The sequence below is a fragment of the Oceanobacillus longus genome, from assembly GCF_042650085.1.
GTDB lineage: Bacteria > Bacillota > Bacilli > Bacillales > Amphibacillaceae > Oceanobacillus > Oceanobacillus longus.
The window spans coordinates 387,120-412,694 of sequence record NZ_JBHSAO010000001.1 but is presented as its reverse complement, the minus strand read 5'-3'; the positions used below and the strand labels follow the sequence as shown (position 1 = coordinate 412,694).

Below are 25,575 nucleotides of genomic sequence, written 5' to 3'. Positions count from 1 at the left end.
TCGTATCTAGTAAAAAACTGATTCATGTTGGATAAATACTATTGTACATGACATACAAGGTATTCCCTACTACGATGAATCAGTCCTTCATAATTATATCTTCATTGATGTATCCCCAGTATAGGAGAACCATAGTTCGAGAATTTTCTCCGAGAAATAAGGAGTTTGTTCAATAATATACAGGGCAATCGATGAATGATTAACCGCAGTTTGAATGCCATCCATTGGTGTCAATGCAAGGATATATAACAGGATAAACAATATTAAATATACCTCTAGAAAACCTAAAATAGCACCAAGCAATTTGTTCACCGAGCTTATAATCGGGATGGAAGCTACGAAATCGAGCATGGAAGCAATAATTTGCAATACAAGCTTTACAGCAAAAAAGATAACTGCAAAAGCGATCGCATTATAAAATGCATTTTCAAGCGGCATTGATTCTAGAAAATCGGCCCATGCACCGTCACTTGATAATTCGGGGTATGGAATCCAGAGTGCGAACCTTGTACCTAACTCATCATAATACATAGCTGCAACGATGAACGCGATAATAAATCCGCCCAAATGGAGAATTTGTAATATAAAGCCCCTCTTTAATCCCATTAAAAATCCAAAAATTAATATTAGTATTAAAATTAAATCCAACATATGTTACTTATCCTCTTTCTTATTAAACGACCCCAAAAGAGTTGCATAATCTTCCTTTAGTTTCAGGTAATCATTCATTGTATTTACAGCAGTTAATACCGCCAGTCTCGTTGTATCCAATTGTTTATTCACATTATGGATTTCTTTCATTTTCTGATCTACCAGACTCGCAACCAACTTTACATGACTTTCTCGTTCTGTTCCAATGATCGTGTATGTTTTATTATGTATGTCTACTGTTATACGATGTCTATCGTCCTGGCTCATGATGATACCTCCTGCCGAAAAAATCTTCACTTAATATTAACATGAAGTTCTTGCAAAAAGAAGTATTTCATTATGATTGTCATTTTGCTATAGTGTCTATATACACTGAATGATATAGAGGAGACAACAAGTAAATCAAATTATTTAAAGAATCCAGGAATACTAGTACACAGGAGAATGGAACATGAATAAACAAATTTTACAAAACGACTGGGCTGAACTATTAAGTGATGAATTTAACAAACCCTATTATATTGAATTATGTGAGTTTCTTAAAAAGGAATATGCCAAACATACAATATATCCGGAGATGGGTCATGTTTTTAACGCCTTCCATCACACTCCTTTCCATCGAGTAAAGGTAGTTATTCTGGGTCAGGATCCATATCATGGCCCAAATCAGGCACATGGCTTTAGTTTTTCAGTAAAACCCGAAGTTAAAGTGCCACCATCATTACGGAATATCTTCAAAGAGCTTAAATCTGATTTAGGTTACCCCATTCCTGACCACGGTTATTTAATTAGCTGGGCCAAACAAGGTGTTCTTTTGCTGAACACCGTTCTGACTGTAAGGGCTGGCCAGGCACATTCACACAAGGGCAAAGGCTGGGAATATTTCACTGACCAAGTAATCGGATCATTAAATAAGAAAACTGAACCTGTCGTTTATATCCTGTGGGGAAGTGCAGCTCAAAAAAAAGTAGCTTTGATTGATACCACAAAGCATTTTATTATTCAGGCACCCCACCCGAGTCCGTTGTCAGCGTATAGAGGATTCTTTGGAAGTAGTCCTTTTTCACAAACAAACAGGTTACTCAGAGAATCAGCATTGGATGAAGTTGACTGGCTGCTTCCGAGCAAAAATAAATATGTTTGATATAGGTGCTCTATATATGGTGCACCTATTTCTTTTTATACAGGTTTCCTAAGTAAAAGTGAAATGCTGCTAATTTCAGATATGTGAACTTCAACATTTCCCTGTATTACGTAAAAAAAGCTTCCTCATCACTGAGAAAGCCTTTCGTGGATTTTGAAAAAAACTGCCATATACTTATGATCTTACATACGAATTAAATTTCTCATTAACCGATGTAATAATTTTTTGATAGGAGTCTTCTACTTCTTCATCCTTTAATGTTTTTTCCGGATGTTGATAAAGAAGACTGTAGGCAATTGATTTCTTACCTGCTTCGAGATTGGCACCTTGATACACGTCAAAGATATCTACTCGTTTAACCAATGGTGCGCCTATTTCTTCAATATGAACTTTTATATCTCCAGCATGAACGTTTTCCTCCAAGATGAAGGCTATGTCTCTTGCAATTGAAGGGTATTTCGGTATTTGTGCATAGGAAGGAATATCTTCGTATTCTGCAAAAACAGCTTCAAGATTCACATCAAATACGTACGTTTCTTTTAAATCCAGTTCTTTTGCAAGGGTCGGATGCAATTGACCAATAAATCCAATGATTTGTTCATTCATTTCAATAACCGCACAACGCCCTGGATGCATGTCAGCTACTTTTTCTTGACGGAATGATACTGGAAGTTCCAGATGCCCAAACAGTCCTTCGATGATCCCTTTTACAACATAGAAATCTACTTCTTTCTTTTCCTGCTGCCAAGGTTGTTCCAACCAATTACCTGTTAGAGCGCCCGATAGACGTAATTTCTCATCCGGCTGTTCCGTTAATGTTTTTTCATTTGAAACAAAAATACTTCCAAGCTCATAGTAACCGAGATTCGCTTGGTTTCTTGCGCTGTTGTATGAAAGGACGTTTAAAATCTCCGGTAAAACGCTTAGGCGAAGATATTTATGTTCTTCACTCATCGGCATCGCCAAAGCAACTGGTATAATCTTATTTCCACTAATTTCCGGGCTGATGAGTCTTTTTATATCAGTAGGATTCGTTAACGAATACGTTAATGTCTCCATCAGACCTGTACCTTGGATATAATTTTTAACTTTCCGCTTCAAAGACTGCCTACTTGTTAATGCACCAGCTTGTGCGGCACCTTGTGGCAAAGTAAACGGTAAATTATCATAACCATAGATCCTTGCAACTTCCTCAAGCATATCTTCAAATATCGTAATATCTCCACGACGGGTCGGTACTTGCACAACGAATTCAGAACCATCCTGTTTATAATCAAACTTTAGTCTGTTCAAAATAGACACCACATCTGCAGCGGTCATCTCTGTTCCAAGACGGGTATTAATATGCTCTATGTCCATTTCAACCACTTTTTCAGAACGGTCAAGCTCATCAAATTCAGCAGCACCTGCTGCCACCTTTGCACCTGCATATTGCTGCATGAGAAAACTTGCACGAATACCAGCATTCTTCACACGATTTGGATCGATTCCTTTTTCAAAACGGGTACTTGATTCACTGCGAAGACCTGTTTGTTTTACCGTTCTTCTTACCGATTTGGAATCAAAGTAAGCAGCTTCAAGCAGCACATTCTTCGTTTCAGAATTTACTTCCGTGTTTGCGCCACCCATGACGCCAGCTAATGCTACAGGTTCTTTCCCATTTGTGATAACAAGGTTTTTCTCCGTCAATAATCTTTCCTGACCATCTAACGTAACCATCGTTTCCCCATTAGCGGCACGTCTAACGAGAACTTTTTCCGAACCTAATTTGTCATAATCAAACGCATGTAATGGCTGACCGTACTCCAACAACACATAGTTTGTGATATCCACGACATTATTAATTGGGCGAATTCCAGAAGCTATCAGATAATTTCTCATCCATAATGGAGATGGCTTTATTTCAACATCTCTAATAACGAAAGCACCATAATAAGGATTAAGATCTGCCGCTTCTACCTCAACAGATATGTAACTTTCTGCTGCATGATCTTCTGTAATTGTAACTGCTTCATCAGGAAGATTTACCGGCTGATCCAGAATTGCTCCTACTTCATAAGCAACACCAAGCATACTTAATGCGTCTGCCCGATTAGGCAAAATATCCAGTTCCAGAACAGCATCGTTTAAGTTGAGTAGCTCATCAACATTTTCACCAACCCCTGCATCTTCGGGGAATACGAAAATTCCATCTGCAATATCAGTTGGAACATATTTCTCTTCAATACCCAATTCCTTTAAGGAACAGATCATACCGTTGGATTCAATTCCACGGAGTTTTACTTTTTTTATTCTAAAATTCCCTGGTAGAACTGCACCAGGCTTGGCTACAGCAACTTTCTGTCCTTCTGTTATATTCGGTGCGCCACAAATTATTTGTAGTTGTTGATCTCCAACGTCTACTTGACAAAGATTCAGTTTGTCGGCATTTGGATGCTGCTCACAGCTCACTACATAACCGACAACAACATCGGTACTTTTCTCTGCAACATATTCCACACCTTCAACTTCTATACCTGACTTTGTAATTTTAGCGGCCAGTTCTTCTGGTGTCAGGTTTCCTAAATCAACGTAATTTTTTAACCAATTATATGATACTAACAATTGAAATGCCTCCTTTAAAAATTGTATTAAGCTTTATGGTATTGTTTCAGGAATCGAATATCATTTGTATAAAACTGACGAATGTCATTCACGCCGTATTTCAGCATCGCGATTCGTTCCGGTCCCATTCCAAATGCAAACCCGCTATAGACTTCAGGATCATAACCACCCATTTCGAGTACTTTCGGATGAACCATTCCTCCACCAAGTATTTCAATCCAGCCAGTTCCTTTACATACATTACACCCTGTTCCATGACACACCTTACAGGAAATATCCATTTCGACAGATGGCTCTGTAAACGGGAAGAAGCTTGGACGTAAACGAATTTCGCGTTCTTCACCAAACATTTTTTTGGCGAATATATCCAACGTGCCTTTCAAATCACTCATGCGAACATGTTTGTCCACATATAAGCCTTCGATTTGGGTAAATTGATGGGAATGTGTTGCATCGTCCGTATCACGGCGGTACACTTTACCCGGGCAAATCATTTTTACTGGCTTTTCCCCTTTATACTCCCGCATGGTACGTGCTTGTACCGGGGATGTATGGGTTCGCAACAACAATTCGTTTGTAATATAGAAAGTATCCTGCATATCACGTGCCGGATGATCTTTTGGTAGATTCAATGCTTCAAAATTATAAAAATCTGTCTCCACTTCCGGACCTTCTCTTACTTCATAACCCATTCCGATGAACAGATCTTCAATCTCTTCTACAATGCTTGTCAAAAGATGCGGGCCACCCACCTTAACCGGACGTCCAGGCAATGTTACGTCAATCGCTTCAGACTCCAATTGTTCTTCCAACAAAGCAATCTCCAGTTTTTCATTTTTTTCTTCGAACGCAGCTGTAATTGCTTCTCTCACCTTATTTGCAATTTCACCTACAACTGGACGTTCTTCCTTGGAAAGTTTCCCCATACCTCGTAATACACCAGTCAGGGATCCTTTTTTACCGAGGAATGTGACTTTTATGTCTTGAAGCTCTTTGATATTCTCCGTTTGGGAGATTCTCTCCAATGCTTCGGCTTGTATAGCCTCCAATTGTTCTTTCATTGTATATTGCCTCCTTAAATATGTTAGAAAACTTAGCAAATGCCTACCTAAACCTTTGTGCGAATGCCAGAGCCTGTACTTATGTAGATAGGAATGTGTTGTACTTTCTTATTAGCGAAAATAAAAAAAGCCTTCATCCCTGAAAAGGGACGAGGCTATTATTTCGCGGTACCACCCTTGTTGACAGTAAGTGTATGAAAAATGACATACGTATCCTGTCCAACTCAAATCTGATAACGGAATTTAAATCCGGAACACCTTTACTTTCCACGTCCAATGGCTAGCGAGATTCCCACGTCAAAGCCCCCACATCCGATGTGGCGCGATCCATACGTCGTTATACTAGCATTAAGCTTTGGTCTAAAGGTCCAAGTGTCAGCTCCAGAGTGAAATGTAGGTATTCTTACACGATCGAAATGCTCTCAGTCTGGGGCATTTCTTCCCTGAATCGCTTTCTGAATACTTACAGGCTCTTTCTTCGCTTATATATAATACATACATTATAGATAAAAAATTTAACGGATGCAACTCTATCTTTTTAAATGGTACATAAGAATACCGGCGGCGATACTAACATTTAATGATTCGGCCTTCCCGTAAATTGGAATCGTCACGATCGTGTCAGCCAGTTTCAGCAATTCCGGATGGACGCCTGCACCCTCATTCCCCATAATAATTGCAACTTTATCTTCCGGCACAGTTTCATTATAATTGGTTGCATTCCAAAGAGCTGTTGCCCAAATGGAGAAACCTTTCCCTTTCAGTATTCCAAGTTCTTGTCGGAGATCAGCGTGGTAAATCGGAATATGAAAAATCGATCCTTGAGTTGCCCGAATAACTTTATCATTATACAGATCAACCGTTCCTTCTCCCAAGACAATGCCGTCCATTCCTGCAGCATCTGCAGTCCGAATAATAGTACCCAAATTGCCTGGATCCTGAATGGAATCAATAATAAGAAAATGATTGCCTTTACGTTCTTCTTGATTCTTCATTCTCATAACCGCTAGTACACCTTGGGGGGTTGTTGTCTGGGATATATGTTCCATCACATTGTCACTTACTCTTTCCATTGGATAATTTTCTGTCCAATCTGGTACTATGATATCTTCCTGTGCGATAATTTCAAGAATTTCCCACTCACTTTTGGACGCTTCTTCCAATAAATGAAATCCTTCCACTACAAAAGTGTTTGTATTCATTCTTTCTTTCCGTTTATGCAGTTTTTTCAAACCTTTTACTTTTTCATTCTTTACTGAACTAATCATCATTTTCATCCTTCATTATTATTTCTATCTGTATCATACATATTTTTACTGTCCTTGGTCAAACTATCGTTAGTTTATAATGAGAAGGAGTGTCCTAAATGGATTTAAATTTAAGAAAAGCTATTTATTCAAACATCGCAACCAATGATCAGGACCAATTGGAAGCAACGATTGTCGATGCTATCCAAAACGGCGAAGAAAAGATGCTTCCAGGACTTGGGGTACTTTTCGAATTAATTTGGAATCATTCAGAGGAACAGGAAAAACAAGAAATGATTGATGCTTTGGAACAAGGTGTCAAAAAACTTTAAAACGTTAACCAGGAAGGATGGGTGCAATTGCCTATCCTTTTTTAAATCAAAATGTTCATTACTTTTTTGTAACGAACACATATTGACTAGTCCATTTTTAAATGATATAAAAAGTTGAAATAGTTTTTAATTATATGTTCAATTGCTTTATAATAAACTTGTTAAGACAAAAGAAATGAAAGGGGTAAATTTGTGGGAGAATCGACGAATGGCAATCAGAAAAAAGGGGTTTCGAAAGGAATTATCGCACTTATTGTAGGAGTTATTGTGCTCGCTGGAGGGAGTGCAGCTGCATTCATGATTTTGAGCAACTCACCGAAAGCATCGTATTTCCTTGCTGAAAAAAATACAATTGATTATATGGTGGAGCAAATGGAGAACCGTTATGAGCCCGAACTCGACTGGTACGAAAAAACACAAACAGACAAAACTGCCTCTACGGTAGAATTGACTGCAGCTTATAATGACCCTGCTGCAAGTACTGGTGGGTATGGATTGGATCCATCCATGTTTATCAATAATTCCAGTATTATTTTTGATGCACAGACAGATATGGAAAACAGACAAATATATACAGATCTGAAGGCAACTATTGGTGGCATGGAAATTGATGATATTCAACTTTATTTAACTGAAGAAAAGTTAATGCTTGGTTTACCATTCCTAGAAGAAGTGATTCAAATGAATGATGAGGATCTTGGCCCACTACTACATGAGGCTGATCCGGATATGTTCACAGGAGATGAAAAGCTTGGTTTAGAAACAATTTTTGAAAGCGCAGAGGGTGTTCTTCCTGAAGAAGATATAGAATATCTGGAGAAAGAATATCTGAAGTTTATTTATGACGAATTACCTGAGGATGCGTTTACAAGCAGTGACGAATCTATCGATGTAAACGGTGAATCGATTAATTCGGAAAAGATTGAGTTTAAGCTAAGCGAGGAACAATCAAAAGATTTAATCACAACTGTATTGGATAAGATGGAAAACGATGATAGATTAAAAGAAATCCTCGTAGATCAAATGACTGCACAACAATTTGGCAGCAACATTTATATGGATGAAGACATTGATTTATTGATGTCCGATTTTGAAACAGCCGTTGCAGATGCTAAACAAGGATTGGATGAATTTAAAATACCAGATGGATTAACATCTACGGTTTGGATCCACGAAGATAAGATTGTACAACGTGATATCGCAATGGAAATGGGACCAAATGAAGAAGAGTTAGCAGCATTGTCCGTAAAAGGAACGCAATTATTAACAGACACGAATCAATTCTTCAACTATGACATGACTTTTTCAGATGCTTATAGTGAGGGTTCTATGAATATCTCGGGAGATTTAAATTGGGAAGATAATCAGGCAACCGATTCTATTAGTCTATCTTTGGAAGATATCGTGTTATCCTATGAAGGCTCCGAAACACTTGAAGATGGCAACCGCGATTTTGAACGTACGTTTACACTTCAAGAGCCAACCAGTGGTGGTGGAAGCCTACTATGGTCAGGCAATGCAACGTATGACAATGACATCATGAATTCCGAAAACAACTTATCCGTAGAAACACCAGACTTCGGTCAGGATATGTTTTCATTGACGATTGTTACCGATGGAAAAATGATAGATTCGGTGGAAACAATAAGTGATGAAAATGTGAAAGAAATCGGTGGCATGTCCCCTTCTGAAATACAAGCGTATATTGAAATGGATGTAACACCTAAATTCCAACAATGGTTATTCGGTCTCATGGCCGGAGGCGGAATAGGATTTTAAATTGAGAAATAAAAAACAATAAGCGACTATGTTATAGAAATGAGCGTGCTTCTATGCATTTCATAAAACATCTTTTATTATTTTCAAAAAATCATTTGATGCAATTAAGGAGGAAGTGGTTATCACTTCCTCTTCTTTTAATTTTTCCAATTATTTTAGTAGGTCTTGCTGCAACAATTATTATTAGCTTCTTCTCCCCAGTCGATAAATCCCCAATTGAAATTGGTTTGGTCGATCTCGATGGATCCGAAGAAACACAACTGGTCGTTCAACTGATAGAAGAATCCTCACAGTTGGGGTCTTATATAGTCATACATAGTATGTCGGAAAAAGATGCCTTAGCAGCAATCGATCAAGATAAGATTAGTTCATACATTGTATTCCCAGCCAATTTTACGAACCATTTGTATCAGGGAGAATCCGTAAAAATGCCAATTATTGGCAATCCGAATCAGCCATTAGAGAGCTACATGATCACCGAATTGATGGAAAGTGTTTCACGACATCTTCGCTCCTCACAAGCAAATATTCTAACGATCAATAATTATGCCAAAGAATTTGGATTGGATAATGAAGCTCGTAATGAATTTGTTTTCCAGCAGTTTCAGGATTTTCTTTTTTACACAATTGGTCGTGATCGTGTATTAAATGAAAAAGAAATATCCAATCTGGCTACTGCTTCCCCTGTTGACTATTTTGTCGTTGGAGGTTGGTTGATCATCATTACCATCTGGATTTTTTCCATATTTCAGGTTCTTACAAAAGAACATTCCAATCGTCTAAAAAACAGAATGCGTTTGTATGGTGTCACTGAACTTCAGCAGTCAATAGCAAAAATAATTGTTACGCTCGTCGTTTCTTTAATTTTTTCGGGTATATCCTTTTATTTTCTAAGTAGTCTTTTTGAAACAGAAGTAATCGTACAGGACCTTGTAAGAATTGGAATTGTTACGACCTTGTACAGCAGTTTTTTCCTTCTCTCTCTTGCAATTATAGAGACATTGATTTCATCCCAAAAGCTTAGATTACTGGCACAATCGCTGTTCACTGTTGCTTCCTTGATTTTAAGTGGTGCTATTATCCCAGTCATCTATTATCCTTTATCGATTCAAGCAGTTATGCCGTATATCTTCTCCTTTGAGTCACTACGGTGGATGCAGGAAATTTTGTTGAATGATCGGCTATATGCTGACTATATCCCATTGCTGTTAATGAATGGTGCAGGTACTTTAATATTACTTGCTGCCTCTTCTTGGAAGGAGCGTGTCATTCAATGAAATCGATTATCGAAACACGCCTGATTCAGTGGAAGAAACAGTGGGTATCCCTGCTTTTCTGGTTGATTATGCCACTTATTGCAACACTATTAATGATTAACCTGATGAGCATGTTTCAGGAAGACAGTAAGATCCCAGTAGGCATTGTCATGGAAGAAAACACACCAATGGCTTTAAATCTTCTTGAGTCAGTGAAAGCTTCTCCTTTAATCAGAGTTTACGAAGGAACAGAATTCGAAATACAAAAGATGATTGAAAGCCATGAATTGGACAGTGCTTTTGTTATCGAGGCTGGATATGAACAGCAAATCATGAAAGGGGAGCGTAACCGGCTTATTACAGGCTATAAATCCGACTTATCTTTTGCCTATACTCCGGTAAGCGAAATGTTGATCTCCTATGTGCAACAGGATACAGGGAAAGCTAAAGCGGCCTATACCATTATTGGTCTGGCTGAAAATATAGATACAAACACGTCCGTTTCATTAGATGAAATTATGAAGAATACACGGGAGGTACAAGCACAAGAAAACTTAATTCGTACGGATTTCTCATTTAATAATCACGGTGACACCGACCGTGTAGAGGATTTAACCATCTGGAATACATGGGGAATATGGGTGATTTTCAGTGTTCTTTCTACCTTATTCTTATCTGATTGGATTATAAAAGAAAAAAATTCTGGGGTCGTGCTACGTTTTTCTTTTATCCGGTTTTCTTTTAAAAGTTATCTATTACGAAATCTTATCGTTTATTCGAGTATCCTATTATTATTCGATTCTGCTGCAGCTTTTGCGTTTCATCATTTTCTCGATGAACCGATTAGCTTGAAATTAATAGGAACGATGATTACATTTCGAATGCTTTGCAGTACAGGAGCATTTCTACTGGCATTGTTATTCAAAAATACCTATTTCTATTATTCTATCTCATTTGCTTTCGTATTATTATTAGCAATTACTAGTGGAGCAATACTTCCGGTTGAAGGTCTAACCAATCAGTTCCCTTGGCTAGTCTATATGAATCCAGTTCATCCATTTTTACATCAGGAAATTTGGAATCCCTGGTTGATCATATTTGTGCTACTTATCATTATCTGGTTTGCTAAAGGAGAGAAAATAAATGCTTAATGTACAATCCATTTCAAAATCCTATGGAAAAAAACAAATACTTAATCCCCTTTCCTTCTCTATCCAAAGTGGTGAAATTGTAGGTTTAGTTGGAGAAAATGGTGCTGGTAAGTCGACGTTGCTGCAAATTCTTGCCACACTAATCAAACCGACAAAAGGAATCATGCAGTTGAACGACCTTGCCTACGAAGATGATAAAAAAGAAATACGAAAACAGATCGGTTTTGTACCACAAGATATCGCAATCTGGGAAGAATTTACCGTGGAGGAGAATATGGTCTTTTTTGAAAAACTTTCCTGGAAAAATAAAAACAAACAGCAATTAAAACAGCTCTGCCTCGATATGGAGCTCGACAAATGGAAAGAACCAGTTTATAAAATGTCTGGTGGGATGAAACGTAAACTGAATCTAGCTATTAGTCTGATTCATAATCCCCATGTCCTACTTCTAGATGAACCAACCGTTGGCATCGATTTGAAATCAAGAAAAGAAATTGGAAATTACTTAAAGAATTTGACAACAAATCAAAATAAAATCATTATTTATACTTCCCATGACATGGATGAAATCATCAATCTCTGTGATCAGATCTTATGTATCGGTAACGATCCATTCTATAAAAACATCTTGGAAAAGGCTGGTAAACATGTTGTTACATTTTAGTATTGCTTAACCTCGAAAATAGTCGTAAAATATATGATGTATACAGGAAGGAGAAATGTCAGATGGAAATTCGGGATTTACAGCAAATGATACAATATCAGGCAATGTCTATCATGACAGGTAACTCCAATTCCACACGTTTTTCAGGTTCAACACAAACGATGGATTCATCGTTTCAGCAACTATTATTGGAAAAAATTAATGAAGCCGAGCGGCTAACAAATATGAATACAACAACACAAAATAGCACAGCCTACATCAATGAATATGACAATGGACTTATTTCTCCTGCTGTTACAGGAGCTATTGGTGGAAATGTAACAGATTATCGTTCACTTATTTCAGATGCTGCTAACAAATATGGGGTTGATGAGAATCTGATTCATGCAGTTATTAAACAGGAGTCCAATTATAATGCTTCCGCCAAAAGTTCAGCCGGTGCACAAGGATTGATGCAATTAATGCCTGCGACAGCTGCAAGTTTAGGAGTAACAAATTCCTATGATGCTCGCCAGAACATTGAAGGTGGCACCAAATATTTAGGGCAAATGCTGCAACGTTATAATGGCAATATTGAACTTTCGCTGGCAGCTTACAATGCTGGACCAGGAAATATACAGAAATACCAAGGTATTCCCCCTTTTGAGGAAACGAGAAATTACGTGACTAAAGTTATGAACACATATCTAGCTTAATCCAATGGAAACTCTATTAACTAGGAGTTTCTTTTTTTATTGATTCACTCAACTTTCGCACCAATAAAATTAGTTCAAACAGTTAATTGGGTTAAATTTAGAATGACTCTAATAATCTCCTTGATAACCAAGGCTGTTTTCTAAAGGCTCTTTTCGTAATGTTTGCCGCTTTATAATCCTCGCAATTTCTATAAACTACGACGTAAGATAAACTTCGGGGCTGAGGCCGTGCCCGCGGAAAGCATCCGCCCAGAGCGATCCCAGACGGCAATAGAAGAACACGATTTTGGATATCAGCTAGCAGTTACGTCGCAGTTTATCTCAAATGCGATGATAAAAAGCAACAAAATGAACGAAAGCAGCCTTGGAGTCTAGATATATCGAGACTGCTCAGAGCAAATAGTTAATCCAAAGTCAATTTGAGCAGTGTGTCTCCAGCCTCCGTGATTCTACCAAGGCTTTTTTGTCAGTTTCTCTCTGCGAAAGTGGATTGATTTATATACCGCCCTTTCCCAACTACAATCGAATTGCATTGTAAAATGGTGGTAAGAATTCCAGAAAAGTATTTTAAGTATGTATGCCACTTTTCGATACTCACTTTCGATTGTAATAGTGAGCGCATATTTAGAAGACTTGGCTTATCGCCAAGATCTAATTACGTAAACCTTAGTTGCACTTATACTGATTACCTATAAAAAGTTATAACTTTCCTATCAGTGTAAAAAAGGCACAATCCCATCGTCTAGGATTGTGCCTTGGATTACTTATATTCTTTTTCAAAATGAATCGTACTTCTTACCGTATCGATTGGGCGAACCATCTCTTCAATTTGTTCCCGTTTTGATTCAAGGAATGGTGGCAACGATAATTTCTCACCAAGTGTCTCGTATGGCTCATCCCCCATAAATCCTGGACCTTTTGTTGCAAACTCAAATAAAATCTGTGGCGCAACTTGGCAATAGAGAGATCCAAAGAAGAAGCGATCCACAAAGCCTGAAGTCTGGAAACCAAAGCTATGCATGCGATCCATCCATTCATCTAAATCAGTACGCTCATCGACACATAATGCTGCATGGTGAACCGTGCCATATCCTTGTCGTGCCATTGGAAGTACTGTATTGTGTTCAACAACAATCTGGGCCCCATTTCCACCTTCACCAACTTCAAACAAATGGAAAGAACCTTCGCTCGCTATTTCTTTATATAATAGCACTTTTTCCAGCACTTCTTTAAAATAATCAAATTGTGAAATACGAACAAAAATCGGTCCTAACCCTGTGATCGCATATTCTAATGGGATTGGCCCGTCCTGCCAAGGAGTTCCTGAAGCAAGCCCTTTATTATTCTCGTCTGATATTAGTTGATATTGCTGATCATCAAAATCTACAAATGACAATGTTTTTGTACCAAACTGTTCCTTAATTCCAGCATGGCTTACTTCGAGTCGATCAAAACGTTTCACCCAGTAATCCAAAGCGGCATCACTTGGTACACGTAAAGATGTTTTTGAAATTTCATTTGTTCCATGAACACCTTTTGGTATCCCAGGGAAATCAAAAAATGTCATATCCGTACCTGCATTCCCTTTATCATCCGCGTAAAATAGATGATAGGTTTGAATGTCATCTTGATTAACGGTTTTCTTAACTAATCGCATTCCTAAAACAAATGTAAAAAATTCATAGTTCTTTTCAGCGCTACTCGTAATCGCAGTTACATGATGCATTCCTTTTAGTCCGTTCATTGATAATTCCTCCATTGATTTGGTGATTCTTATTATTTTTAATTAAGGTATCTTTAATTAATTATAAATATATCATGAATGCTGCATAACTGTCAAATAGTAAGTAATCGTTCGATAAAAGTAAAATAAGAAAGACCAGCGATTGTTTCTGCTGGTCTAATCCTACTACTTACGCTAAAACAATTTCCTTTACTGTTTCCGCGTCCATTTTTTTAATCACTTCTACAATTAGTTTTACTGCATTTTCGAAATCATCACGGTGAAGTATTCCTGCATGTGAATGAATATAACGTGTGGCAACAGTAATGGATAATGAAGGGACACCATTGCCAGTGAGGTGAATCGATCCTGAATCTGTTCCACCTCCAGCCATTGATGTAAACTGGTAAGGAATATTATTTTCATCTGCTGTTTTTACAACGAAATCACGTAGTCCTTTATGGGAAACCATTGATGCATCATACAACACGATTTGAGGACCTTTTCCAATCTTACTATCTGCATCTTGATCAGAGATTCCCGGTGTATCCCCTGCAATTCCTACATCTACACCGAATCCGATGTCAGGTTTAACAACTTGTGTAGAAGTTTTTGCACCACGTAAGCCGACCTCTTCCTGAATCGTCCCAACTCCATAAACAATATTTGGATGATCCTCACCTTTTAGTTGTTTAAACACTTCAATAGCAATGGCAAGGCCAATACGGTTATCCCACGCCTTGGCTAGTAATAATTTTTCATTTTTCATTGGAGTAAATTCAAAGTATGGTACCACCGAATCACCTGGTTTTACACCAAATTCTTCCACTTCTTCTTTACTTGAAGCACCAATATCAATAAACATATCTTTAATTTCATATGGCTTCTTTCGGGCTTCAGCTGATAGGACATGTGGCGGTTTAGATCCAATTACACCTGTAACATCCCCTTTGTTCCCCATAATTGTTACACGCTGTGCAAGCATTACCTGATTCCACCAGCCGCCAACAGTCTGGAAATAGATAAAACCTTTATCATCAACACGGGTAACCATAAAGCCAATTTCATCCAGGTGGCCAGCTACCATAATTTTGGGTCCGTCTTCCTTCCCAGTCTTTTTAGCAATTGAACTGCCAAGGTTATCCATTTTCATTTCATCTGAGTATGGTCTAATATATTTCTCAAACACTTGTCTTACCTCTTTTTCATTCCCCGGAATACCTTTTGCATCCGTTAAATCCTTCAGCATCGTTAATGTTCCGTCTAAATTTGTCATATGTAAAAACCTCCTTATTTAAATACTTCATTAATTATAACGCGTATCTTTTAAACAACAAAGTGTTAGTAACCTTGATTCTGCCTTTCATAATTTATCTCATTTTTCTTTATATATGCATGCTGTATATCCTCTTCAGTGAATCCAAGGATTGCAGCCAACTGCAGCGTTGTTATAAATAGGTTAACATAATTAGCCTCTGTCGTATCATTTTTAAATATAACTGCAGACTCAAATACCGCATTAAATTGTTCTGTTTCCGTATGGGAAATATTTTCCCATGCTATTGTTTCATAGCTGAATCCTTTTTCCAAACCGAGTGAGAGAATGAAATGAATAACATCGACATATTCTTCGAGAATGACAGCTTTTTCATTTCGTGGCTTATTGCTCCAAAATTTGAAACATCTCGTTTCATTGGCGAGTTCCCCCAGTTCAACGAGTAATGCTAAGTATTTCTCCTGAAAAACATCTGTCTTACTTAAATCATGGTTATTTTCAATATATGTATCCAACTGTTTTTGCATCGTAAATAATTTATCCCAATTCAATGATTTCCCACCTCTTTTTTTCGTTATTATAATTGTATCATGAAAATTTTAAAAAAGTGAAACCTATTCACATTCTATTCCGTATGAATAGCCAATAGCAAAAAAACAGGGAGAAGATAGAAATGGTCATCATTTTATTTCGCATACTCATTCTTATTGCTTTGGTTTTCCTCGTCTATACGTGGATCCAATACCTAAGAAAACCGGAAAGAAGACTGCAAATTGCCAAAGAATCCAATGAATTCTTCCTTCTTAATGATAACAATAACAATAAAAAAAACCTGCAGCTCGTATATAAAGGATGCCTATTTGAGGGTGAGAAATACTTAGGAACAACGGAAGAGTCATTTGAAGTAGTTGATATCCATGTCACCGTGCGTGACTCAATCGAACTGCGTGGATTTACAAGAGATGATCTCTATTTCTTGGAAAAAGAAATTTTATTACTTTACCCATACGCTAAAGTCACATGGAAACATCCTATAAATCAGCTGATACTAACCGATATGGAATAAAAGCAGCAAAAAAACACGCATCTATACTTTAATAGATGCGTGTTTTTGCGTTTCCTTTATCGGAAAGAAATCCTGCCATTTAATAATGATTTCTTTTCTTCTTAAAATATAAATGAAAGGCAATAAGGCGATTAGAAAGACGAAGAGATAGTAAGGAGTAAGATTGGAAAGCCATCCACCAATGGATGTATAAATAATTACAAACGGAATATTGGATAATAAAGATGATTTCGTGTACTCTTTAAAGCTAGTAGAAACTTCAATCAAACATAGTGATAAAAGGTGAAAATGTATAAATGGGACCAACCTAAGCAATGTAACTTGTGAGGTTGTTAATGCTGAATGCTTACCCATCAATTTCTGCTTTACATGCATCAGTCGATGAAGCGATTGTGGCATCCAACCAATCATCGTATAAAATATTATACTTGATATCGTAATTCCAACAATCGAATAAATGGTGCCTGCCACCGGACCAAAAAGAATACCTCCTGAGATACAGATGAACACGACGGGTAGGAATAATAGTGGTCTCAACAGATGAAAAACGATGAACAGTAGCGGTGAAAATAGTCCTCCCATCTCAATGAATGTCATTAAGTAGTTTGCGAAAAACTCCATAATCCACCTCCTTCACATTTACATACAGTAAATCATCTAGTGGCAGGAAGATGTCTTCTTAGTACATGTATATGACAGGAGACGAGCCTTTATGACATGAAGAATAAAATATAAGTGATAAGAGCAAGATTAATCACTATAAGAATAGGCATACCGATTATAAATGAACGGTGTTTTGTTTTATGTCGAAATAAATTCATTCCAATGTAAGTTCCGATAGCACTGCCTAGAACAGCAAGTCCCCAAAATGTTCGCTCAGGTATCCGGTACTTTTGTTTAATCGCTTTTTGTTTATCAATATACATAAGTATAAAACCTGCCATATTTACTCCAATAAAATATAATAGAATAGAACTAAAGTCTTCCATGATATTCTCCTTTTTCACAATTTAATGTTAATTGATACTGAACTTTAAACGTATGCTCCAATTAATTTCGAGAAGAGCGATTTTAAAAAGGACCAAATCCATGCAACAATCGGATTTGGTCCTTCATTTTAAATTATTTTAGTGCTTCTTTAGCTTGACCAACTATTTGAGTAAATGCCTTTTCGTCGTTAATTGCAAGTTCTGACAACATTTTACGGTTGATATCGATACCTGCAAGTTTAAGACCATGCATTAATTTGCTGTAAGAAATATCGTTCAAACGTGCAGCAGCATTAATACGAGCGATCCATAATTTACGGAAATCACGTTTTTTCTGTCTGCGGTCACGATATGCATATTGACCTGATTTCATTACTTGTTGTTTTGCTACTTTAAATAGCGTACTTTTTGAACCATAATAACCTTTTGCTAATTTAAGGACGCGTTTACGTCTTTTGCGTGTTACTGTTCCACCTTTTACACGTGGCATAATAATTCCCTCCTAGTACAATTCAATACAATTGTAGATCCGAATTTAATCGTTAAATTTTATTTTGCTTATTTAGGTATCATTGCTTTGATACGTTTGTAGTCTCCAGAAGATACAACTGCACTTTTACGCAATTTACGTTTCTGTTTTTGAGATTTGTTTGCGAACATATGACTTGTGTAAGCATGAGATCTTTTCAATTTTCCAGATCCCGTTCTTTTAAAACGTTTTGCTGAACCACTATGAGTTTTCATTTTAGGCATAATAATTTCCTCCTTGTACGAATCATTCATCGAGTAAATAATTTATTGTTTTTCATTGATTGGAGCGACCATCATAAACATGTTACGGCCTTCCATTTTTGGTTTTGTTTCAATCGTCGCAATATCTTTCACTTCGTCAGAGAAGCGGTCTAACACTTCACGTCCAAGTTCTTTATGCGTGATTGCACGCCCACGGAAACGAACCGCTGCTTTAACTTTATCCCCTTTTTCAAGGAATTTACGGGCATTCTTCAATTTCGTTTCGAAATCGTGATCGCCAATTCCAGGTGTAAAGCGGACTTCTTTTATATTGATGACTTTTTGTTTCTTACGCGCTTCTTTTTCTTTCTTTTGCTGTTCAAATCGGAATTTACCATAGTCCATGATGCGACACACTGGTGGTTTCGCTGTCGGAGCAACCATCACTAAATCCAAGTTGCGTGTTGTTGCAATTTCCAAAGCTTCCTGACGTGTTTTAACTCCAAGCTGATCACCATTTGAATCGATAAGTCGTACTTCTCTCGCACGAATTTTCTCATTGACATTCATATCCTTGCTAATAGCCAGCCACCTCCAAATTTTTTGTTACTGATCTATCGTTGACAAGCAATTTTTTTGAATTAAAAAAGTGTCGGTACAATATTGCACCCACACATCTCCAATAACTTATAAAAAATAGTTGGAACCAGTTAACAGCCATTAAGGCGTCAATCAGGTGAGAAGCGGGTGCTTCTACTTGTCTTTAGATCATTTAATTTTCAACTTTATTAGTATATCATGAGGGCCAATTTATGTCAAATAAACGTTTTCCTCCATGCATATCTTTCCTATTGACTACAATAACATATACTCTTATAAATGAAAAGCTAGAGTAATAAATAAAGCAGCGTCCAAAATAGGTCATCTATTTCGAACGCTACATGAATGAAATTGCCTTTTATTTCCGAAGTTGTTTCTCAGCAATTTCTGCAATAATCAATGCTTCAAAATCAGTATAGGAAAGTGTTTCTGTGTTCTGCTCCCCATATCGACGGAAATTAACTGCATCTGCTTCAATCTCCTTATCCCCAAGAACGAGTGCAAATGGAACTTTCTGCGTTTGTGCTTCACGGATTTTATAACCAATCTTTTCGTCACGCTCATCCATTTCCACACGTATACCCTGGAAGCGGAGTTTTTCTTCCACTTTTTTTGCATAATCCAAATGGACCTGAGGAGATACTGGAATTACTTTTACCTGAACAGGTGAGAGCCATGTCGGGAATGCACCTTTATATTCTTCAATCAAGAAGGCAACAAAACGCTCCATCGTTGACACTACTCCACGGTGGATAACGACTGGACGATGTTCTTTACCGTCCTCACCGATATAAGTTAAATCAAAACGTTCCGGTAAATGGAAATCCAATTGAACCGTAGATAGCGTTTCATCTTTACCCAACGCGGTTTTTACCTGTACATCAAGTTTTGGACCGTAGAACGCAGCTTCGCCAATTGCTTCCACATAATCAAGGCCCATATCGTCCATTGTTTCTTTCAGCATCGCCTGTGCTTTTTCCCACATCTCATCATTATCAATATACTTTTCTTTGTCTTCTGGGTCACGGTAGGACAAACGGAAATAGTAGTCACCGATACCAAAATCTTCATATACCTTCTTCACGAGCTCCACGACACGAATGAATTCTTGCTTCAATTGGTCCGGACGTGCAAAGATATGTGCATCATTCAGTGTCATTCCACGAACCCGCTGAAGTCCTGCGAGCGCCCCACTCATTTCGTGACGATGCATTGTACCAAGTTCTGCAATACGTACCGGGAGATTACGGTAGCTCCATAGTTGGTTTTTAAAGACCATCATATGGTGCGGACAGTTCATTGGGCGAAGAACTAAATCTTCATTATCCATTTCCATGACTGGGAACATATCTTCCTGATAGTGATCCCAATGGCCACTTGTTTTATAAAGTTCCACACTTCCAAGTACAGGAGTGTATACATGGCTGTAGCCCAAACGTTCTTCCAAATCGACAATATAGCGCTCAATATTGCGTCGGATCGTAGCTCCTTTTGGCAGCCATAGTGGTAGACCCTGACCAACTTTTTGGGAGACAGTAAATAGATCTAGCTCTTTTCCTAACTTACGATGGTCACGCTCTTTACGCTCCTGGAGTAATTGTAAATAATCTTCCACTTGTGCTTTTTTCTCAAAAGCAGTGCCATAGATTCGTTGTAACTGTTTATTATTGCTATCCCCGCGCCAGTAAGCTCCAGAGATGCTCAATAGCTTAAATGCTTTAATTTTGCTTGTAGATGGAACGTGAATACCACGGCAAAGATCAAAGAATTCTCCCTGCTCGTAAATAGTCACTTGCTCATCTTCAGGAATAGCATCAATTAGTTCTAGCTTCAGATCGTCTCCAATTTCCTGGAATCTTTCTTTTGCTTCATTCCGTGATACTTCAACCCGTTTGATTTCTAGGTTTTCATCCACAATACGCTTCATTTCTTTTTCAATTCTCGGCAGATCTTCAGGAGTCAATGATTCTTCCATATCGATGTCATAATAAAAGCCTTCCTCGATAACAGGACCTACGCCAAACTTAACATCTTTATAAAGACGTTTGATTGCTTGTGCAAGCAAATGGGCAGTGGAGTGACGTACCACCTCTATCCCTTCATCACTTTTATACGTTATGATTTCAATCTTTCCACCATGGTTCAATTCACGTTTTAAGTCAACGAGCTGACCATCCAATTTTATCGCCAAAGCCTGTTTTCTTAAACCGGGAGATATCGATGCTGCAATCGCTTCTCCTGTTGTTCCCGCCGGAAAACCCTTTTCAGCTCCGTCAGGGAATATAATTCCAATTTCTTCTGGCATGCTAATCTCTCCTTCATTATAAAACAGATTAAAAAAACGCCCATCCCTCTGCACTTACTGCAAAGGGACGGCGCTTTATACATCGTGGTTCCACCCTAATTCCCGTAAAAATCTTACGGCTTCATTAATCTTTAACGCAGAAGATACGCTGTCAATTACTGTTATTTCACTGACAGAGTTCAAAGGTGGTAATTACTTGTTTGCATATAGGAAGCTTTCAGCCGCTGACTTCCCTCTCTTATTTATGCTTTGACAAATAATATTGTCCTTATCATTACTTTTGATTTAAACGATTGACGTTTCTAATAAGTATTTAATGAGTATTATAGACCGTCATATAAGTAAAATCAAGTCCAATGTTAATCATTATTTAAATAATAAGGAAAAGGAAAATTGCTGATTGGTTGAAAATCTACTTTTTCCTGAAAAACATTGATGACTGTTAATGTTTTCGGTTCCGATGGATCGTCACCATATATTTTTAATTTTTCAGGCGCCATCGCTATTAGCGGAGCAAGATTAAACTCATTATCATGAAGTCCGACAATATACAATGGTTCCTTTTTCATTAATACCCGTAACTCGATAGTGGTCAATCGCTTTCCATTCTCTTTAAAAAATGCAAATGTATTCCCTTGCAAAATATGGATAACTGATAATCCTGGCTTCTTTTTAATAACATATGCACGGACCATATCAATAAACGCCTGATGATCTTCTTCTCTTTTGAATTCGTCAATCGCAAGTCCCACAAAAGAAATTAGCTGATCTTTAAATTGTTTTAAACGAAAATTTACAATCGAGTCAAAGTGGAACTCAAAACTTTCTTTCAAATTTGCAATAAATAAGGTTTTTAGAATTAAATTTTGATCTTTATTACTTCTTAATCGTTTACTTTCTTCGTCTTCTCCGGTAATGATCCAATGCGTTAAGTCATGTATCCGTTCAATTTCCTCATGTTCGCTATAATAATAATAGTCCGTAATAATGCGTTTAATCATTGTTCTTAACCGATGTGTCATAAAAACATCTACCATCGTACCAGCAATCATATCCACCAGTTCATTTTTGGGCTGTTTCTCCACAAATTTAAGATGATTGCCCCATTTCTCATCCGTTTTCCAAATTAGCTCAATCTGATGATGTTTACGAAATAAATGCTCACAAAAACTGATTACTTCTTTATTCGACTCAAAAAATACCTCCACCAATAATTATCACCCTCATCCACGACCAAACTGTTACATTATATGGACAATCTGTATAAAAAATGATTAAACTTTCTAATCTAGCAAGTATTTGCTGCAGTATTTTTGTTTGGACGTTATTACTTGCTGTTAAAAACTGATGATAGTCTACCTTCTATTTAAACGTATGCAAGTAATTAAGCGAATAGAGCAATGTTTTATATAAAATAAAAAAACCGAGGGATGTGGTACCTATATCCCTCAGGCTTTTACAATGATATATTATACGATTATACGGTCACTTACACTTTTATTTTTACAATCGACGGTTATGTCCTTCGATTTTCACTTCTTTACTGACTTGTTTAATCCGTTCGATAATTCTTCCGGCTTTTACTGTTTCTACTCCACTCTTTGTAGTAGCGAGTTGGACTTCCAGTTGGTCCAAATCATAATTAGACGTAAAAAAGACCGGCAAACGTTCCATCATCCGATATTGAAGAACGGAACCAAGAATTTCATCCCGGAACCATGCAGATTGAAGTTCAGCTCCAATATCATCCAACATTAAGACATCTGCTTTCTTAAAATAATCAATCTTTTCATTAACAGAGTCATCCTTAAATGAACCTTTAATTTCACGTACAAATTCGGGCATATAAATTAACGTAGATGATATATTAAATTTTTTCAGTTCATTGGCAAGTGCACCTAAAAGGTACGTTTTTCCAACACCAAATTGTCCGTAAAAATAAACGCCCTTACGAGGGAGATCTGTTTTAGCCTGATCTAAAAAGTCCAAAAGCTCTGCAATTGCTGTAATCCTTGTCTCATCATTCGCTATATCCGAAAAGCTTGCCTGAAGTATTTCTTTGGGCATATATAGACTTTGAATTAATTTCTGCTTCTCCTGGTCCTTTTCATACATTACTCTACTATGACATTTTTCATAAGATAAACGAATCTCGTCATTCTCCACATGAAGCACTGGTGAATAGCCCGCAATCATATTTTTACATGCTTGATAGGACCCACATTGATCGCATTGTTTTGCCTGTGTTTTGTACTCATAAAGTTTAATCAGACTTTTATTTATTTCAGCTTGTGTAAGTTGTGGGTGCAATGTTAGAAATTCACTAATTTCTGGGTCATTCAACACTTCTTGTTTTATTTTCAAGTAATTTTCTTTGAAATTTTCATTTGTTTGCATCCATGATTTTAATGAAGACTGTATTGGTTTCAATTTAACCATCCTAACACATGATTCGTTTAGTTTCCGTTGGAATATTGTCTGAGTCGGGCAGCAATCTTTTCCTGCTCTTTTGAAATATTTAAGCTATTGCTTACTTCCGGTTGCTTCGTCTGTTTATGCTTTCTTTCTTTAAACCAATCGGGAACAACTTCTTTGGAATTTTGCTTTTTGCTGTAGCTTGACTTTCGTTTCATATCTTTTTGGAAACGTTCTTGCTCTTTTTTCGCAAACATCATTGCCTCTTTTGCTGTTTTAATATTAGCTCGCGACCAATGACTTGCAATTTTTTCCAAATATGCTTTTGACAGCTTCATATTTGACTGTAAAAGTACATAGTGTATAAGAACATTCATCACTGGCGCCGGTAATCCTTGAGTTGTCATAACTTCGCGAATTGCTTTCATGTCCTGTTCTGATGCATGTTGTCCACTGGATAAATCCTCTAGAAGCTGCTTCGGTGATATTATCTCCAATTCCTGAATAAGCATTTCTTCTTTCGTCGTCGGTACTTCTGTTGGTTCCTTTTTAACAGTCTGAACCGTCTCCGTCAGCCTGATCGTTTTATTATTATTTTTCGCCTTAAACAAATCGTGGCAGGCTACTTTAAATTCTTCTGTATCGAGTAGATTTTCATCGTTTAATGCCCATAAAACCGATTTATCGATTTCATGTGTTTCCAAATCATAAAGCACCATCATTTGATAAATTAGTCTACGATTTTCGGAAGTAAGTACCTTTCCCGCAGGAATCATACGTTGTTTGAGCATTTGCTCCATCCAAGAGAAATCCATATTTAATTCTTCCGTAGCTGATTCCTCTTTCGGGATTCCTTCCAATGCTTTAGCGGACGGGGTAAACGTCTGAAAAACCTCACTAAAAACAGCCGTTATATTCTCTCCGCGGTCCGTAAAAGCAGCTTTTAAGTAACGGTTTTTTAACATGTTAAATTTTTGATCCCCAATATGGTGAAACAACAATTGGGAGAGCATTGCATCTTTAAAGAATTTATCAGGTGCAAATGGGCTCTGTAGCTCATATGTATACAGGTCATTCGACTCCCCATTCTTTTTAAATGTTTTTAACAAACCGATTCCTTCAAGCTTAAGTCTGGACTGATAGATTTCATCCAACGGTAGATTTAAGTAATTCATCAATGAATGATGCGTCTGGGGTGAGAAATCCTCTTGGAGTTCCATATCATGCAAAAGGGTCTGGTAAAGTGACACTGCCTGTATCCCTATCAATGGTTGATATAAATGGGTCAGTGACCTGGCGTAGTCTACCGGTAAATATTCTTTTTGATGTACAATATAGCCGTCCACCGGCAAAATTCGTCCTATATAATTCATATTTATCACACCCTTTTGTACGAAGTAACGATTATTTACTGTTTTTATCTGTATTTATAATATCTTTAAGCTCGTCCAGGAACACAGTAATGTCTTTAAATTGACGATAAACGGAAGCAAATCGAACATACGATACTTCATCGACCTTGGATAATCTCTCCATAACCAATTCTCCAATATCATTACTGGATACTTCAGAAGAACCTTGATCTCTTAATGCTTTCTCCACATCCAGTGCTAGGGATTCGATGGTCTCAAGTGCAACCGGTCTTTTTTCACACGCTCTGATCAATCCTCTTGTCAGTTTTTCTCTGGAGAATTCCTGTCTTACTCCATCTTTTTTTACGACAATTAAAGGTACTTCCTCAAATCGCTCAAAGGTTGTAAAACGAAAGCCGCATTTCTCACATTCTCTGCGTCTACGAATTGATCGCCCTTCTTCAATAGGACGTGAATCCAGTACTTTCGTATTCTTGTTTTGGCAATTGGAACATCGCATTTTTGTTCAACCC

At 37.4% G+C, this 25,575-nt stretch carries 26 protein-coding genes and 2 other annotated features; of the genes, 8 read left to right on the top strand and 18 right to left on the bottom strand.

The window, feature by feature from the left end; genetic code table 11:
• Positions 1 to 93 precede the first annotated feature (93 nt).
• Both ACFOUV_RS02040 and zapA read right to left on the bottom strand, forming a co-directional pair.
• A complete protein-coding gene (locus ACFOUV_RS02040) occupies positions 94 to 651 on the bottom strand; it encodes a CvpA family protein (protein ID WP_379495102.1) in 558 nt (185 codons plus the stop codon).
• Positions 652 to 654: 3 nt separating this feature from the next.
• Positions 655 to 918: a cell division protein ZapA gene (zapA, locus tag ACFOUV_RS02035; protein WP_379495101.1), complete on the bottom strand. Its 264-nt coding sequence runs from the start codon at positions 916 to 918 to the stop codon at positions 655 to 657.
• 184 nt (positions 919 to 1,102) lie between these two features.
• Between zapA and ACFOUV_RS02030 the strand changes: the two genes are divergently transcribed.
• The gene (locus ACFOUV_RS02030) at positions 1,103 to 1,795 is read left to right on the top strand and encodes a uracil-DNA glycosylase (protein WP_379495100.1); all 693 of its coding nucleotides are present in this window, start codon (positions 1,103 to 1,105) and stop codon (positions 1,793 to 1,795) included.
• 174 nt (positions 1,796 to 1,969) lie between these two features.
• Here ACFOUV_RS02030 and pheT read toward each other — a convergent pair whose 3' ends face one another.
• The 3 genes from pheT to ACFOUV_RS02015 all read right to left on the bottom strand — a co-directional run bounded on the left by pheT (position 1,970) and on the right by ACFOUV_RS02015 (position 6,728).
• Complete coding sequence (gene pheT, locus ACFOUV_RS02025; protein WP_379495099.1) at positions 1,970 to 4,399, bottom strand: phenylalanine--tRNA ligase subunit beta; 2,430 nt, start codon at positions 4,397 to 4,399, stop codon at positions 1,970 to 1,972.
• Between the two features lie 26 nt (positions 4,400 to 4,425).
• Positions 4,426 to 5,460, bottom strand: coding sequence for a phenylalanine--tRNA ligase subunit alpha (gene pheS, locus ACFOUV_RS02020; RefSeq protein ID WP_379495098.1), 1,035 nt, complete (start codon positions 5,458 to 5,460; stop codon positions 4,426 to 4,428).
• A 530-nt stretch (positions 5,461 to 5,990) separates the two neighbouring features.
• Entirely contained in the window at positions 5,991 to 6,728 is a 738-nt protein-coding gene (locus tag ACFOUV_RS02015) for a TrmH family RNA methyltransferase (protein WP_379495097.1), read from the bottom strand.
• Between the two features lie 98 nt (positions 6,729 to 6,826).
• Here ACFOUV_RS02015 and sspI point away from each other — a divergent pair, with 98 nt between their 5' ends.
• The 6 genes from sspI (at position 6,827) to ACFOUV_RS01985 (ending at position 12,584) form a co-directional block, all read left to right on the top strand.
• Entirely contained in the window at positions 6,827 to 7,039 is a 213-nt protein-coding gene (sspI, locus tag ACFOUV_RS02010; RefSeq protein ID WP_379495096.1) for a small acid-soluble spore protein SspI, read from the top strand.
• A 192-nt stretch (positions 7,040 to 7,231) separates the two neighbouring features.
• Positions 7,232 to 8,818: a hypothetical protein gene (locus ACFOUV_RS02005; protein ID WP_379495095.1), complete on the top strand. Its 1,587-nt coding sequence runs from the start codon at positions 7,232 to 7,234 to the stop codon at positions 8,816 to 8,818.
• 53 nt (positions 8,819 to 8,871) lie between these two features.
• Positions 8,872 to 10,095, top strand: coding sequence for an ABC transporter permease (locus ACFOUV_RS02000; protein ID WP_379495094.1), 1,224 nt, complete (start codon positions 8,872 to 8,874; stop codon positions 10,093 to 10,095).
• A complete protein-coding gene (locus ACFOUV_RS01995) occupies positions 10,092 to 11,225 on the top strand; it encodes an ABC transporter permease (RefSeq protein ID WP_379495093.1) in 1,134 nt (377 codons plus the stop codon). The genes ACFOUV_RS02000 and ACFOUV_RS01995 overlap by 4 nt, the downstream gene beginning before the upstream one ends.
• Positions 11,218 to 11,889, top strand: coding sequence for an ABC transporter ATP-binding protein (locus ACFOUV_RS01990; RefSeq protein WP_379495092.1), 672 nt, complete (start codon positions 11,218 to 11,220; stop codon positions 11,887 to 11,889). Before ACFOUV_RS01995 ends, ACFOUV_RS01990 begins: the two co-directional genes overlap by 8 nt.
• 62 nt (positions 11,890 to 11,951) lie before the next feature.
• Entirely contained in the window at positions 11,952 to 12,584 is a 633-nt protein-coding gene (locus tag ACFOUV_RS01985; protein ID WP_379495091.1) for a lytic transglycosylase domain-containing protein, read from the top strand.
• A 760-nt stretch (positions 12,585 to 13,344) separates the two neighbouring features.
• Here ACFOUV_RS01985 and ACFOUV_RS01980 read toward each other — a convergent pair.
• From ACFOUV_RS01980 to ACFOUV_RS01970, 3 genes are all read right to left on the bottom strand, one after another.
• Positions 13,345 to 14,328, bottom strand: a complete 984-nt coding sequence (locus tag ACFOUV_RS01980; RefSeq protein ID WP_379495090.1) for a ring-cleaving dioxygenase — start codon at positions 14,326 to 14,328, stop codon at positions 13,345 to 13,347.
• A gap of 169 nt (positions 14,329 to 14,497) precedes the next feature.
• On the bottom strand, positions 14,498 to 15,583 hold the full coding sequence (locus tag ACFOUV_RS01975; protein ID WP_379495089.1) for a M42 family metallopeptidase: 1,086 nt from the start codon (positions 15,581 to 15,583) through the stop codon (positions 14,498 to 14,500).
• A 65-nt stretch (positions 15,584 to 15,648) separates the two neighbouring features.
• Entirely contained in the window at positions 15,649 to 16,134 is a 486-nt protein-coding gene (locus ACFOUV_RS01970) for a dUTP diphosphatase (RefSeq protein WP_379495088.1), read from the bottom strand.
• A 122-nt stretch (positions 16,135 to 16,256) separates the two neighbouring features.
• Between ACFOUV_RS01970 and ACFOUV_RS01965 the strand changes: the two genes are divergently transcribed.
• On the top strand, positions 16,257 to 16,649 hold the full coding sequence (locus ACFOUV_RS01965) for a sigma-w pathway protein ysdB (protein WP_379495087.1): 393 nt from the start codon (positions 16,257 to 16,259) through the stop codon (positions 16,647 to 16,649).
• A gap of 21 nt (positions 16,650 to 16,670) precedes the next feature.
• On the opposite strand, the gene ACFOUV_RS01960 is transcribed toward ACFOUV_RS01965, so the two are convergent.
• The 10 genes from ACFOUV_RS01960 to nrdR all read right to left on the bottom strand — a co-directional run bounded on the left by ACFOUV_RS01960 (position 16,671) and on the right by nrdR (position 25,562).
• A complete protein-coding gene (locus ACFOUV_RS01960) occupies positions 16,671 to 17,270 on the bottom strand; it encodes a TVP38/TMEM64 family protein (RefSeq protein WP_379495086.1) in 600 nt (199 codons plus the stop codon).
• Positions 17,271 to 17,359: 89 nt separating this feature from the next.
• A complete protein-coding gene (locus ACFOUV_RS01955; protein WP_379495085.1) occupies positions 17,360 to 17,638 on the bottom strand; it encodes a DUF1294 domain-containing protein in 279 nt (92 codons plus the stop codon).
• Positions 17,639 to 17,771: 133 nt separating this feature from the next.
• Positions 17,772 to 18,128, bottom strand: coding sequence for a 50S ribosomal protein L20 (gene rplT, locus ACFOUV_RS01950; protein WP_379495084.1), 357 nt, complete (start codon positions 18,126 to 18,128; stop codon positions 17,772 to 17,774).
• A gap of 68 nt (positions 18,129 to 18,196) precedes the next feature.
• Entirely contained in the window at positions 18,197 to 18,391 is a 195-nt protein-coding gene (gene rpmI / locus ACFOUV_RS01945) for a 50S ribosomal protein L35 (protein WP_379495083.1), read from the bottom strand.
• 42 nt (positions 18,392 to 18,433) lie between these two features.
• Positions 18,434 to 18,940 (bottom strand): translation initiation factor IF-3, encoded by a 507-nt coding sequence (gene infC / locus ACFOUV_RS01940; protein ID WP_379495082.1) that lies wholly within the window; start codon positions 18,938 to 18,940, stop codon positions 18,434 to 18,436.
• Between the two features lie 67 nt (positions 18,941 to 19,007).
• Positions 19,008 to 19,135, bottom strand: a sequence feature (ribosomal protein L20 leader region).
• Positions 19,136 to 19,328: 193 nt separating this feature from the next.
• Positions 19,329 to 21,275, bottom strand: coding sequence for a threonine--tRNA ligase (thrS, locus tag ACFOUV_RS01935; RefSeq protein ID WP_379495081.1), 1,947 nt, complete (start codon positions 21,273 to 21,275; stop codon positions 19,329 to 19,331).
• A 60-nt stretch (positions 21,276 to 21,335) separates the two neighbouring features.
• Positions 21,336 to 21,559: a binding site (T-box leader), on the bottom strand.
• Between the two features lie 75 nt (positions 21,560 to 21,634).
• Positions 21,635 to 22,483 carry a putative sporulation protein YtxC gene (ytxC, locus tag ACFOUV_RS01930; RefSeq protein ID WP_379495742.1) on the bottom strand — a complete coding sequence of 283 codons (849 nt, stop codon included), beginning with the start codon at positions 22,481 to 22,483 and terminating at the stop codon, positions 21,635 to 21,637.
• Between the two features lie 295 nt (positions 22,484 to 22,778).
• Positions 22,779 to 23,705 (bottom strand): primosomal protein DnaI, encoded by a 927-nt coding sequence (gene dnaI, locus ACFOUV_RS01925; RefSeq protein ID WP_379495080.1) that lies wholly within the window; start codon positions 23,703 to 23,705, stop codon positions 22,779 to 22,781.
• A 26-nt stretch (positions 23,706 to 23,731) separates the two neighbouring features.
• A complete protein-coding gene (locus ACFOUV_RS01920) occupies positions 23,732 to 25,063 on the bottom strand; it encodes a replication initiation and membrane attachment family protein (RefSeq protein WP_379495079.1) in 1,332 nt (443 codons plus the stop codon).
• A 31-nt stretch (positions 25,064 to 25,094) separates the two neighbouring features.
• Entirely contained in the window at positions 25,095 to 25,562 is a 468-nt protein-coding gene (gene nrdR / locus ACFOUV_RS01915) for a transcriptional regulator NrdR (protein ID WP_379495078.1), read from the bottom strand.
• Positions 25,563 to 25,575: the final 13 nt, after the last annotated feature.